The 13544-nt window shown below is 57.8% G+C and carries 7 protein-coding genes and 6 pseudogenes; 6 read left to right on the forward strand and 7 right to left on the reverse strand.

The window, feature by feature from the left end; genetic code table 11:
* Window positions 1-16: 16 nt before the first annotated feature.
* Window positions 17-868 carry an SDR family NAD(P)-dependent oxidoreductase gene (locus tag AMK05_RS25945; RefSeq protein WP_064842431.1) on the reverse strand — a complete coding sequence of 284 codons (852 nt, stop codon included), beginning with the start codon at window positions 866-868 and terminating at the stop codon, window positions 17-19.
* 467 nt (window positions 869-1335) lie between these two features.
* Here AMK05_RS25945 and AMK05_RS25950 point away from each other — a divergent pair, with 467 nt between their 5' ends.
* The 5 genes and pseudogenes from AMK05_RS25950 (at window position 1336) to AMK05_RS25965 (ending at window position 5268) form a co-directional block, all read left to right on the forward strand.
* Complete coding sequence (locus AMK05_RS25950) at window positions 1336-2118, forward strand: SDR family NAD(P)-dependent oxidoreductase (RefSeq protein WP_184345398.1); 783 nt, start codon at window positions 1336-1338, stop codon at window positions 2116-2118.
* Window positions 2119-2129: 11 nt separating this feature from the next.
* Window positions 2130-2872: pseudogene (locus tag AMK05_RS25955) on the forward strand (SDR family oxidoreductase).
* A 336-nt stretch (window positions 2873-3208) separates the two neighbouring features.
* Window positions 3209-4114: a LysR family transcriptional regulator gene (locus tag AMK05_RS25960; protein ID WP_064842438.1), complete on the forward strand. Its 906-nt coding sequence runs from the start codon at window positions 3209-3211 to the stop codon at window positions 4112-4114.
* A gap of 183 nt (window positions 4115-4297) precedes the next feature.
* A pseudogene (locus AMK05_RS36255) lies at window positions 4298-4342 on the forward strand (hypothetical protein); the annotation flags it as partial.
* Window positions 4343-4401: 59 nt separating this feature from the next.
* Entirely contained in the window at window positions 4402-5268 is an 867-nt protein-coding gene (locus tag AMK05_RS25965; RefSeq protein WP_237352255.1) for an ISAs1 family transposase, read from the forward strand.
* Window positions 5269-5671: 403 nt separating this feature from the next.
* On the opposite strand, the pseudogene AMK05_RS36260 reads toward AMK05_RS25965, so the two are convergent.
* Window positions 5672-5855, reverse strand: a pseudogene (locus AMK05_RS36260) (hypothetical protein); the annotation flags it as partial.
* A gap of 468 nt (window positions 5856-6323) precedes the next feature.
* Here AMK05_RS36260 and AMK05_RS25970 point away from each other — a divergent pair.
* Window positions 6324-8768, forward strand: coding sequence for a beta-glucosidase (locus AMK05_RS25970; protein ID WP_064842440.1), 2445 nt, complete (start codon window positions 6324-6326; stop codon window positions 8766-8768).
* Between the two features lie 283 nt (window positions 8769-9051).
* Here the strand turns inward: AMK05_RS25970 and AMK05_RS36265 are convergent, their stop codons facing one another.
* The 5 genes and pseudogenes from AMK05_RS36265 to istA form a co-directional block, all read right to left on the reverse strand.
* Entirely contained in the window at window positions 9052-9129 is a 78-nt protein-coding gene (locus AMK05_RS36265) for an integrase core domain-containing protein (protein ID WP_125460997.1), read from the reverse strand.
* 446 nt (window positions 9130-9575) lie between these two features.
* Window positions 9576-10247, reverse strand: a pseudogene (istB, locus tag AMK05_RS34810) (IS21-like element ISRel5 family helper ATPase IstB); the annotation flags it as partial.
* Window positions 10238-11187 (reverse strand): annotated as a pseudogene (locus AMK05_RS34815) (IS481 family transposase). The pseudogenes AMK05_RS34815 and istB (AMK05_RS34810), both read right to left, overlap by 10 nt.
* Before the next feature lie 58 nt (window positions 11188-11245).
* A pseudogene (istB, locus tag AMK05_RS25985) lies at window positions 11246-11475 on the reverse strand (IS21-like element ISRel5 family helper ATPase IstB); the annotation flags it as partial.
* The gene (gene istA, locus AMK05_RS25990) at window positions 11472-12977 is read right to left on the reverse strand and encodes an IS21-like element ISRel5 family transposase (protein ID WP_064842446.1); all 1506 of its coding nucleotides are present in this window, start codon (window positions 12975-12977) and stop codon (window positions 11472-11474) included. The gene istA and the pseudogene istB (AMK05_RS25985), both read right to left, overlap by 4 nt.
* Window positions 12978-13544: the final 567 nt, after the last annotated feature.

Here is a 13544-nt window from a genome sequence, read left to right on the forward strand (position 1 = left end):
TACAAACATTCCACCGTCAGTGACCTGACTTCAACCAGGCTGCGAATTTATCCATCCAGTCGGGGTGCCAGCGTGAAAGCGCCGGCCGGTTCAGGATCATGTCGTCGGCCGCCCAGCGGATCCTTCTGGCATCGATCGCAGACGTAACCGCGTTATCCGGACAGATGATGTAAAAATTCTCGTCGAGCAGACGGACCAGGAAGTATTCCACCAGTTGCTCTGCGGTCCATGCCTCATCGGGTTTCGCAATGCCCTGCGGCTTGAGTGCGATGTTCATGGGTGTCCACGTGTAGCCAGGGACGAGGAGATGAGCCGAAACACGACCTCCCGTCGCCTTCAGAAGCTCGTGCGACAGCTGTTCGGTCAGGACTTTGACAGCTGCCTTCGCCACCGAATATGCGGCGTTACCTGGAGGAGTCGTAATACCTTCCTTGGAGCCGAGGTTGACAACGGCCGACTGGCGACCGGCTTCGATCATGTAGGGCACGAAGACGTGTTGCGCGGCCAGAACACCTCCGAAGTTTACATCGATCTGGCGTCGCCACTTTGCAGGATTGTCCCAAGGGCCGGCTCCTTGCGTTATGCCCGCGTTGTTTACTAGGACGGCCACGTCGCCAAACCGCGAAATCGTTTCGTCCCGCAACCTGGTCAGTGCCGACAAATCTGATACGTCGCCGCTCACGATCAGGATGTCCGTGTCGAGTGTCGAAGTAACATCCTCAAGTGCGTCGGCGTCGAGATCCAGCAGCGCGAGCTTCATGCCGCGGGCCGCGAGAGCCCTCGCGATTGCCAAGCCGATGCCCTTCGCAGCTCCCGTGATGACCGCAACGCGGCCAGGAGCAACGACGCTGTTCATTCTCTCGCTCATTTTTTGTCTTTCCCGTCATTGGACCGTCACCGCTGGAAGGTGTGCCGGACAAGCCGTCGCCGTGGAATTTTTCTCCGAGAAGCGTGCCGGCCGATGGCACCAGCGCAGAGAAGTCCATCAACGCTACTCAGGCGCTTGGGTCGTCGGATCATATCCGCGGGCTGCGAACGACCGTTCGATCGCACTATAAGAATAGGGTAGCGCGACGGCTACTTGAAGTGAGCGGGATCGCACGCACCGATGAGCCGTGTTCACTCAAGGGCCTTCGTGACGTAGGGAATGCCTGGCCAGTTCGACCGCGGACGGGACCAAAAAGGTAACGCACTCCTGGTCCCTGCCAGATCGGTGGATGATTTTCACTCACCGCCCCGATCAATTTTGCTCATGTAACCAATCGGCTCCACGGGCATTTGGTCACCAGCGCCTCGAGACGATCGTGGTGCTGACCAAACCAAAGGAGTGAAATCATGACAGGGAATAAACCACTCGCAATGATCACGGGCGGCTCATCTGGAATAGGCTTCGAGCTTGCCAAACAATTCGCCAAGAATGGATTCGATGTCGCCATTTCAGGCTCAAGCGACAAGGTGAACGAGGCCGCCGATGCGCTACGAAGCCTTGATGCCGAAGCATATCCGTTCAAAGCGGATGCCTCGACGTACGATGGCGTCGAGAGGTTCTGGGCCTTTACGCAGGGGCTGGGGCGCCCCTTGGAAGCCGCGGCTCTGAACGTCGGTATCGGTATTGGCGGCGCCTTTGTCGATAACGATCTCGAGGATGAGCTTCGCCTGCTTGCGATCAATGTAACCGGGACCGTCCATATGGCCAAACGCGTCGTCCAACATATGGTCAAGAACGGCCGCGGCAGGATTCTCATCACCTCCTCGGTTTCGGCGACCCTGCCCACGCCATACGAAACCGTTTACGGCCCGTCGAAGGCATTTGGTTATATGTTCGCGGAATCTCTGCGCGAGGAGTTGCGCTCGACCGGGGTCACGGTGACGGCACTCCTTCCGGGCGCCACCAACAGCGACTTCCACGCGAACGCTGGAATGGGCGGTACGAAGCTCGGTGGCCAACAAAAAAACGACAAGACGCTCGTCGCCCAGCAGGGGTTCGAGGCTCTCATGAACGGCATCGACCATATCGTCGGCGGAGATCAGGAAACCAAGCGCCAGGTGTTGGAAAACCGGACGACCCCCGAGCCCGTCAAAGCCGCGCGGCAAGCCGAATTGACCCAACCGCAGTGAAGGAGCACGTCATGTCACATCTGAAAAACAAGGTCGCCATCGTCACAGGGGCTTCCTCGGGCATTGGAGCGGCGACCGCCAGAGGATTGGCGGAAAAAGGTGCGCGCGTCGTCCTTGCCGGCCGCAATGAGGAACGCCTCAGTCAGATCGTCGAAGACATCACCGGTTCGGGAGATATTGCCAGCTACAAGGTTGCTGATGCCACGGATTTTGAGAGTACCAAGGCCCTCGTCGCGTTCGCCACAACGACGTACGGCCCGGTCGATATATTGGTCAACAATGCCGGCCTCATGCTCTTTTCCTATTGGAAGGATGCCGCCGTCGGCGATTGGAACAAGATGATCGATACCAACCTGCGTGGCTATCTGCATGCGATCGCCGCGGTGCTGCCGTCGATGTTGGAGCGCCGGTCCGGCCGCATCCTGAATATGAGCTCTATCGCCGGCGTTCATGTCGGCGAGGCGGCAGGGGTTTACGGAGCCACGAAGTTCTTCATACGCGGTATTACCGAAAGCCTCAGGAAGGAGGTGGGCGTGGGTAGCGGGATCCAAGTGTCTATGATCAGCCCTGGCGTGATCGATACCGGCTGGGCCGACAAGGTTCATGACGAGACGGGCAGAAAGATCGCCGGAGAGCTCAACAAGCAGGGTATTCCGCCGTCGTCGGTGGCTGAAGCCGTGGTCTATGCACTAGACCAGCCCCCGGAGATCACGATCAACGACATTTCGTCCATCCAACCCGGCAGGACTGGTAGCCCGCGTTTTCGAGAGCTCAGAACTAGAACCTCCGGGACTGTTAGACCGCCTCGCGGAACCAACCGGTGCCGTCTCTCGTGGCTGTGGACACGAAGATCTTCATTGCATGACGATCTAATCCCGGACGTTTTCGTTTTTCAGCGACCGGGCCATCTCCGCCGTCCTTCGCAGGATCCAACATGGATCACTAGGTCAAATTTTTGACTGCTTCCTCGGCCATCACATACCAAATACAGGGCCAGTTAAATAAGGATTGAAGGTGCCGGCCGGCCTGAAGCAAGGTCGGCGCCGGCAAGGGCGATCTTTTTCAGTACAAGTGCGAGTATCCATAACTCATGGTATCAACGCGGGCCGATCTGGCCGACCTTGAACCTTTCGTCGCGATCGCGCGTGCGGGGGGGTTCCGAAAGGCCGCCGCGCTTCGCGGCGTTTCCGGGTCTGCCCTCAGCCACTCGATCAGGGGTTTGGAGGCCCGTCTGGGCGTCCGTCTGTTTCATCGGACAAGCAGGAGCATCAGTCTCACCGCCGCCGGCGAAGTGCTGCTTGCCGAACTGGAGCCCCGTTTCCTCGGCATTCAAGCTGCGATGGATCTCCTAGACAGTTTCAGGAGCGGGCCTACGGGCAGAGTGAGAGTGACCACCCTGCGTGACGCCGCCGAGCTGCTGATCGCTCCTCGACTGCACAGTTTTCGCAAGAGCTACCCAGATGTCGAGGTCGAAGTCAGCGTCGAGGATCGCTTCATCGATATGGTCGCCGAAGGTTTTGACGCGGGCATCCGTTATGGGGGAACGGTTCCCGAGGGGATGATCGCGTCGCGTCTGACATCCGAACTCGAATGGATCGTAGTCGGTTCTCCGGCCTATCTCAACGAACGAGGGCGGCCCGCGCGGCCGGAAGATCTCTTGACGCACGAGTGCATCCGGATCCGAACCGGTACGGATCACCTCTGCAAATGGGAACTTGGCGACGGCGATCGCATGGTTTCTCTCGACGTTCCGGGACTTCTCACGCTCGGAGATTCGGAACTATCTATCCGCATGGCGGAGGAGGGAGGCGGTCTCTTTTATTGCCTGCAGGCCCGGGTCGAGGACAAACTTGCGGCCGGTTCACTCGAAGTCGTGCTGCCGGACTGGACCTCTACCGGGCCGGGTTTTCATGCATACTACGTTTCGCATCGACAGGTGCCGTCCGCTCTCCGGACGTTTCTCTACTACCTTAAGGCGCCGGTTGCGGGCGATTGAAGTGACGGCCAGACGAGACAGCTTCACCAGGCAGGAGAATCGCATATGGATGGTAAGGAGTTGTTTTGCTGAGGCAAATCGACTCAAGAACTCTCCGATAATTTGGAGGTTCGGATGAATCGATTTGCCACCTGTTTTAAAGATCTGCCCGACCCTCGGGGGCGCAACACACGTCATCCGCTGATGTCGATCCTGTTCATTGCCATTGCCGCGATCGTTTGCGGCGCCGAAAGCTGCGCCGACATGGCCGATTCGGCGTTTCCAAAAAGAAGTGGCTCAAGACGATCGTGCCGCTGCCCTATGGCATCGCCGGCCATGGCACCTTCTCCACCGTTTTCCGCTGCCTCAATCAGGTTGCCTTCGAAGCCGCTTTACCGAAGCCTTTGCAAAGGGCATGGAAGGCGTGGTGGCGGTCGACGGCAAGGCGGTACGAGGCGACGCCGCTGCCCCTCGTCAAGGTCTGGGCTGCCGGTTGCGGCCTGGTCATCGGCCAACAGACCGCGCCGGGCCGCAACGAGGTCCAAGGGGCGCTCGATGCGCTTGCGCTTTTGTCGCTGGAAGGTGCCATCGTCACCGCCGATGCCCTGCATTGCCGCGCCGATACCGCTCATGCCATCCTTTCCGCCGGCGGCGACTATGCCCTGGCGTTGAAGGCCAATCAGCCCGGCCTCCTGGCACAGACGATTGCTCGTCTGGACGACGTCGAGCCACTCGGCATCCAGACCGCCGCCGAGAATGACCATGACCGCTGCGAAAGACGCCGTGCCTGCATCGTCGCCGTCAATGACATCGACTTCCCCGGCCTGCAGGCCATCGGCTCCGTCGAGGCCACAAGCCGTCATGCCGATGGCCGTCTGACCAGCCATGTCCGCTACTTCCTGCTCTCCACCGTCATGTCGGCTGCCGCCCTGATCGAGGTAACCAGAACTCATTGGCAGATCGAAAACAAACTGCACTGGGTGCTCGACGTCCAGTTCCGCGAGGATGCCGCCAGAAACCGTAAGGATCACGGACCGGCAAACATTGCTCTGTTACGAAAGATTGCCCTCAACCTCATCCGAGCCCATCCAGATAAGGCCTCCATTCGTCGAAAGATCAAGAAGGCAGGGTGGGACGATCAGTTCCTCATCTCTATCATCGCCCATATGCGATAGCCCTGCTTCACCAGGGGAATTTGAGTGCCGGCAGAAAGCGGTCGCTCGCAGCCAGAAAAATAATTGGCAGCAAGATCGCCTGGCATCCTTTAACATGCCGAAAGCGGAAAAAAATACGTGACAGCCTCCGATCCCTCTCTGAGCCGAGGCCATCCATGATGGTAGAGAATCCGCAAGTCTTCGGCTGTCTGACACGACCAGCCGGTACGAATGCGGTACTGCCACGGCTCTCCTCCAGGCGCCCGTTTTTGATCTCTCGATATCTAAATTTGTGCAGACGAGCAGGCAAAGCTATAACGGCAGGATCAACGAATACTGGTAGCTCTCAGACAATCTGGATCGATATCAACCGGGAATGCCTGCATATGTAGGGAGGATTCAAGCACGGCGTGAGGGCGATGCAGACGGAGGCGGAGACGTCACGGAAACCCGAGAGCACCTGCATCACCTCGCTCGAGGTTTCCAGGCGGCCTTGTAGGAGACCCGCGGCGTAGTGCCCCGAAAACCCCACCGCGCAAATGCTGATTATGAAAGACAGTACGAAAATGATTACTCTGTAGCCGGAAACGGGACAACAGCCTGTCCATTGTGGTCGATGCTTGTCCATAGGCGGTGAAGAAACTTCATCAATCGGGATCCGCCTCCGAGGGAAGCATCGAATCATCAATGACGACACGAAAGCTGCGCGACCGAGGTTGTCTGTCAACAGATTGTCTGATAAAGCTTGCTAAGGTTCAAACTGTCTCACAAAGTTGCGGAGGAATAACTCCGTAACAGAACCGGCGCTGCCGCAGCCGGCACAACTTTCACTGCTGAAATCGATTGCCGCGATGTTCCTTGTTTTCAATGGAAAGCGGTGACCGCATCTCGGCTATGTGAAGGCTTCGAACATGTCGTCGTCCTCGCGACGGCGGGACGCGACGCCTTGATGAACAAACGGGCGTCCTTTTTATCGATGGACGGCTCCATGGCGCCGAGATCACCAGCTTCCCCGATATGCATCTCGAGATGTTGATCTGGGACAGGTAAGTATTGAGATTCAAGAAGCAGAGAAGATGATTGATAAGAAAGCATTGCTCGATAATATGACCTTGGCGGAGCAGGTCTCGCTACTTTCCGGCGATACGTTCTGGTCTTTACCGCCCATCGACCGCCTAGGGATAGGGAGATTGCGCTTGACCGACGGCCCCAACGGCGCCCGCGGGGCGGGGTCTTTTGTCGGAGGTGTGACTGCAGCGGCTTTCCCGGTGGGCATCGCCATCGGAGCGAGTTGGAACCCGGATCTAGCCAAGGAAATCGGCAGTGCCCTAGGTGACGAGGTTCTTTCAAAAGGTGCCCACGTCTCGTTAGCCCCCACCGTTAACATCCAGCGTAGCGTCACAAACGGCCGCAACTTTGAGTGCTTCTCTGAGGATCCGATCCTGACGGCGGAACTTGCAGTCGGCTATATCGAAGGTCTGCAGTCCACGAAAGTCGGTGCCACGATAAAACATTTCGTCGGCAACGAGTCCGAGATTGAACGTACAACCATCTCTTCAGATATCGATGAACGCACGCTGCGCGAAGTCTACCTGATACCCTTTGAGACGGCGGTGAAGCGGGCAAAGGTCTGGGCCGTGATGTCTTCGTATAACAAGCTAAACGGTACTTACACGGCGGAAAGCCATTGGCTGTTGAACGAGGTTCTGCGCGGTGACTGGGGTTTTAACGGCGTGGTGATGTCGGACTGGTTCGGCTCGCGTTCGACCGCACCCACCGTGAATGCCGGGCTGGATCTGGAGATGCCGGGCCCGACTCGCGATCGCGGCTCCAAGCTACTGGCTGCGGTCGAAGGCGGCGAGGTTAGTGTCGAGACGATCCGCGCCTGTGTGCGCAATATCCTGACTTTGATGGAACGCACCGGCGCTATCAACGATCATCGCGAGTTTAAGGAGTACGCCATTGATCAACCGAAACATAGGGCATTGATCAGGCGCGCGGGAGCGGAAAGCGCAGTTCTGCTACAGAATGACGGGATCCTGCCATTGGCTCAGCAAGGTATGGTCGCCATCATTGGACCCAATGCCAAGGTCGCGCAGGTGATGGGAGGCGGCTCGGCGCAGTTGAACCCTCACTATGTCATCAGTCCGTGGCAGGGGCTGGTGGACGCGCTGGGTGAGGAGAATCTGTGCTACGCTCAGGGTTGCAACAATTATCGGTTTCAGCCGCTAATCGAAAACCCCACAACCTTCGAGTTTTTCCAAGGAAGGGAGCTAGCTGGCGAACCGGTGAAGGTCCTCGAGGAACCGTCGAGCCTTGGTGTATGGTTGCCCCCCGTGGCCGAGGGCCTCGTCGATCCGCATCGCTTTTCGGCCCGAATGCGCACCATCTTCACAGCCTCGGAAGCCGGCGTCTATCGCGTCGGACTAACCTCCGCCGGGCTTGGCCGGGTCTATGTGGACGGCAGACTTGTGGTGGACGCTTGGGCTTCCTGGACGCGTGGTACCACATTCTTTGAAGAAGGCTGCGAAGAGGTCGTGGGTGAAATCACGCTCGAAGCCGGCCGTACATATGAGGTCGTCGCCGAGTACGCCCGGCACGATCACGTCAACCTCTATATCGCCGCAATTCGGGTAGGAATAGGCAGGTTTTCGGCCGAAGCGGAGATTGCCGAGGCAGCAGCCGTCGCCGCAAAGGCTGATCATGCGGTAGTCTTCGTGGGCAGAACGGGCGACTGGGATACCGAGGGTTCCGATCTCCGCAGCATTGCACTTCCTGGTTTGCAGAACCAGCTTGTTGAGGCGGTAATTGCGGCCAATCCGAACACGATTGTCGTACTACAAACCGGTGGACCGGTGGAAATGCCCTGGCTTTCGGGCGCTCGTGCAGTACTGCAATGTTGGTATCCCGGACAGGAGGCTGGCAACGCGATCGCCGATGTGCTCCTCGGCAAGGCCGAGCCCTCGGGCCGACTGGCACAGACCTTCCCCGTGCGCTGGGGTGACAATCCCACACATACCGAGGATGACGCGGTCTATCCAGGCAAGGATGGCCATGTGCGTTATGACGAAGGTGTGTTCGTCGGTTATCGGCACTACGATCGCCACGGCATTAAGCCGCTGTTCCCGTTCGGTCATGGTCTCGGTTATTCAAGCTTTGCGATGTCGGACCTGACGGTAGCGCTACCGGACGCTGCCGGCGCGGTGACAGTGACACTGGGATTGACCAACATCAGCGAGCGGCCAGGTTCGGCAGTGGTGCAAGTCTATGTCGGCGATGTTGAAGCATCTGTACCCAGACCGGTTAAAGAGCTGAAAGCCTTCTCGAAAATCGCCCTGGAACCCGGTGAGAAACGAAGGTTGCGTTTCATACTTGACGCCCGAACATTTGCCTTCTTCGACACGACCGAGCGGCGTTGGCGGATAGAGGCGGGGGAATTTGCAGTGATGGCTGGGTTCTCGGCCACCGACATCCGTTTGAGTTTAACTGTCACGCAAAAGGGCGCTGTCTTGGCGCTCTGAATGGGCCGCAAATCAATGACCACATTGGGCAGTGGTTGAGTTCCAACGTATGCGGTTTTGGCGGTGAAGCTGGGTGAGTTGAGTGAGAGAATGCCTCAAAACCGGTACTTGGTTAATGGCATGGCGAAACACCGCCTGCGCCTCCAAAAACAGGCAATGTTTTCTGAACGATCGTAAGCGCGATTTTCCCCGCACCTTCTGCAATTGAGTGAGCTTTGGCATGAGGTGTCCACCAAAATAGGTGGACACCAAGGGATGGAAGAAGTGACCTGCCACTGAATTTTCATCCGGCGGCGATTAGAGCCTCGGCCGGGGTCTGGTATCCGAGCGATGAGTGCGGCCGGAAATGGTTGTACAACACGACGACAGAACACCCACGGGACCGAGGTTCGCGAGCTTTTGTATCGCATCCCTGGTCCGGGCAACCCGTTCACGTGCATGAGGCGGTGTCCAAAGGGAAGCATATTTCCGCTGCAGCCTTTCTGGTTCTTCTTCTGGTCGACTTCTTGAGGTCCCATCGTGGATGTTCGACCGATCAATGAGTGGTTGTTGGCGCAGCCTGGCGGTCCCGCACGTCGATCTCGCAAGCCTGCATTCTTTGGCAAGATTGCTGAAGGACGCTGATGCCTCATCGCAATCTTCTGTAATGGGCGCAGCACTTTGGTCGACTCAGCCTATTCAACGCCATGGTGAGGCAGCTAAATGCTGACTTCCAAGAGAACCTTGAGCCTGCCCATCGATGCAAAATAGCTAAAAGTATAGCGCGGCAATCAGGATGAGACGCTTGCGACAATCTGGATGAGATTCTTAGGTCGCGGTCGGGATCAAATTATCATGCTGATTGCCGCTGACAAGTTCTTCGTCGTTTTCTGATTGCCGCTCCGCGACAGACAGCGTTGATGTCCTGATTGTCGCAAACGAGGCCGGTCGGCCGCGCTGGCGTTTTTCCTCAAGCGCAGTTCTGCGGCGATAGCTTTCGACGTTCATCTCGAAGATCGTGGCATGGTGCACGAGCCGGTCGACTGCTGCGAGTGTCATGGCAGGGTCGGGAAAGACCCGGTTCCACTCTCCGAACGGCTGGTTGGCGGTGATCAGGATCGACCGGTGCTCGTATCGTGCCGAGATCAGCTCGAATAGCACGCTTGTTTCCGCCTGGTCCTTGGTGACGTAGGCGAGGTCATCGAGGATGAGCAAGTCGTACTTGTTGAGTTTGTCGATGGCAGACTCAAGCTGCAGTTCCCTTCGGGCGACCTGAAGCTTCTGCACAAGATCGGTGGTCCGGGTGAACAGGACCCGCCATCCGTTCTCGATCAGCGCAAGGCCGATGGCAGCAGCAAGATGGCTCTTTCCTCCGCCGGGCGGACCGAACATGAGGATGTTAGCTCCCTTGGCAAGCCAGCTGTCGCCGGCGGTGATTGCCATGACCTGCGCCTTCGAGATCATGGGTACAGCGTCAAAGGCGAAGCTGTCTAAGTGTTTAGTCCCGGCATTTGATGGATGGGGTCGATGATGAATCGATCCGGCTCCAAAGTCCATCGTCTACAGATGAACTCGTAAGGCGTACGGCCCTTTAACGTCTTGAGCCGGCGCCCGAAATTGTAGGCGTCGATAAAGTCGGCCAGATGTTTTTTCAACTGCGCATGATCGTCGTAGTGGAAGCGCTTGACGGTCGCCTCCTTGATCGTTCGGTTCATCCGTTCGACCTGTCCGTTGGTCCAGGGATGCTTCACCTTGGTCAGGCGATGCTCGATGCTGTGATCGTCGCAGACCCAATCGAAGATGTGCTGGAAGGCATTTCGATCACAAGCTCGGTTGGTGAACTGAATGCCATTGTCGGTCAAAACGGTGTGAATGGTGTAGGGCACTGCCGTGATCAGATTGCGCAAGAACTGAGCGGCATTCATCTTGCCGGCTTTGGTGTAGAGTTCCGCGAACGCGAACTTGGATGTTCGGTCAATTGCGACAAAGAGATAGAGCTTGCCCTCGGCCGTCTGCACCTCGTCAATATCGATGTGGAAGTAGCCGATCGGATAGCTTTTGAACTTCTTCTTCGGCTCCTTGTCGCCTCTGACCTCCGGCAGACGTGAAATGCCGTGGCGCTGCAAACACCTGTGCAACGACGAACGCGTCAGATATGAAATGGTCGGCTGAAGAGCGTAGAGGCAATCATCGAGCGGCAGCAACGTGTGCCGGCGGAAGGCGACGATAACGGCTCTTCTTCGAGGGAAAGGGTCGTCGAGTGCGGGTCCTTTGGGCCTGTAGGAAGGTCGACCAACGATGTCCGCTTCTTCCATTTCGCCACGGTTTTCTGGTTGATCCCGTATCGCTTCGAAAGCGTTCTCAGGCTCTCTTCACTATTTTGTATTGCTCGACGGATTGCCTCTGTCGTCGTGGCGCTCCCGTGTAGAACCTGGCCCATAGTGCTTCCCTCCATGCCAAGGAAAATATTGCACCATCAAATGCCGGGACTAAACACCTAAGGTCTTTCCGGGCGGCAGGTGCGCTTCGGCGAGATGCCGTTCAATCCTGCGATTGGCACGCTCTGCCAGCTCGTGCTCGGCAATAGCCGACAGGAAGCGAGCTGCCGGCCATCCTTCCCGTCCGCCTCTTCGGCAGATCGTGGCCACAGCATTTTGATCGTCGGCAGCCGGAGCTCGTTGAGCATGATGCCGAGGCGTGCTTCATCGATAACGTGGGCGTTCTTCATGCCGCTTCTCCCGTCCCGATCAGGGCCTCATAACCGTTGAGCGATGCGAGTTGCACATGAACGGTCGGCAGCTTGGCTGGATCCGGACCGAAGAGCGCTCGCATGGTAGCCAGATTGGGTAAGTCACCAGCATCGAGTATCCTGGCCAATTCTTCGGCAAGTTCGCGTTCGCAACCACGGTCATGCGCGAGCGCCAGGAGTTCGACGGTGATCTTGCAAGCCTGCTTGTCGGGAAGATGCTCGATGAGGGCTTCGAAGGCCTTGCGATATTCCTGACGCGGGAAGAGCTTGTCGCGATAAACGAGGCCGCGGAGCGCCATCGGCTTTTTGCGCAGGGAATGGATGACGTGGTGGTAGTTGACGACCTGGTCGTGTCGGCCGTCGGGATGGCCGCGTCCTCGGCGCAACGTCATCAGATGCGTACCGCCGACAAAGACATCCAGCCGATCGTCGAACAGGCGAACTCTTAACCTGTGGCCGATCAGGCGGGATGGCACGGTGTAGAAGACCTTGCGCAAGGTGAAGCCGCCCGTCCGGGACACCGTAACGACAATCTCTTCGAAGTCCGTGGTCCGGCGCTCGGGCAGCGCCTGCAGATGGGATCGCTCAGCATCAATGCGCTTGCCATGGGCAGCGTTGCGACGGCTGACGATGTCATCGACAAAGGCGCGGTAAGAACTGAGGTCGTCGAATTCCTTGGCCCCCCGCATCAGCAGGGCGTCATGAACAGAGTTCTTGAGATGGCCATGGGAGCTTTCGATAGAGCCGTTCTCATGCGCGACGCCTTTGTTGTTGCGCGTCGGCGTCATTCGATAATGGGAGCAAAGCTGATCGTATCGGTGGGTGAGATCGACCTTGGCATCGGCGTCGAGGTTGCGGAATGCCGCCGACAGGCTGTCGCTTCGATGATAAAGCGGCGTACCTCCCACGGACCACAGGGCATTTTGAAGCCCTTCAGCCAGCGCGACAAAGCTTTCGCCGCCGAGAATGACATGGGCATGTTCGAAGCCCGACCAGACAAGCCGGAAGTGATAGAACAGGTGATCAAGCGGCTGGCCGGCGATGGTCACACCAAGACCGCCGGCGTCGGTAAAATCCGAAAGGCCCAACCGGCCTGGCTCGTGCGTTTGGCGGAAGATGACCCCCTGCGCTTCGCCATGGACAGCACGCCACGACCGAATGCGTCGTTCAAGCGTGCGGCGGATACCTTCAGAGAGTTCTGGATGTCGGCGCAGCATCTCGTTGTAGACAGCGACGGCACGGATACCGGGTGCGGCCTTCAGGAGCGGGACGACTTCGGTCTCGAATATCAGCTCTAAGGGATCAGGGCGGCGGCGTCCGCGCGGCGCTTTGCTCTGAGAAGGCAGTTGTACCTCCTTGTCGAGGCGGTATGCCGTGGCTCGGCTCATCGACGCTTTTGACGCGGCGACCTCTACGGAATGCGTTTGTCGGTACTTCATGAAGAGTCTCATCTGATGATCGGTTAAATGGCGACCCGGCACAAACTGGTTCTCCAATCCAGAAAACCGCAAATGTACCGGACCGACCGCGATCATGAGACGCCGAAAATCTGCGCCACGCCGGGGTATGACTACGATCGGGCTACGCCCTCACTCCGTCACACCCCGGCGCGAGTCTCATCCTGATTGACGCCGAATCTCATCGAGATCGCCGCTACGCATAAAAGAGCCAGCCTGCCCGTCTAACCAATGCGAGCAGAACTCTCGGGACATTGTCACCCAACTTGTAGAGGGCCATCTTCGGCGTCAAGGCGCAGACCTCAACCGCTTCCGAGCAGAGAACTACGTCGGGTGCTGGACATATTTGTGAAGAACCCAACACGGCACAATACTTTTATCATCACGGAATGGGCGCGGCAGTCGGCCAGCAGCCAGGCGCCTGTAAAATCCAAGTGTCGAGCCGACAGGGCCTTGAAGGCATGCCTGAAACCAGGATGAGGGAACATATCGCCGGATTGGGCCGAGTTGAAGAACGTTGTGGGCAAGAATCTGTGCCCTCACCTCATCAGTCCAATTCCGCCGCTGCCGCCGACAGGTGATCTTTGAGCT

The organism is Rhizobium sp. N324 (assembly GCF_001664485.1).
GTDB lineage: Bacteria > Pseudomonadota > Alphaproteobacteria > Rhizobiales > Rhizobiaceae > Rhizobium.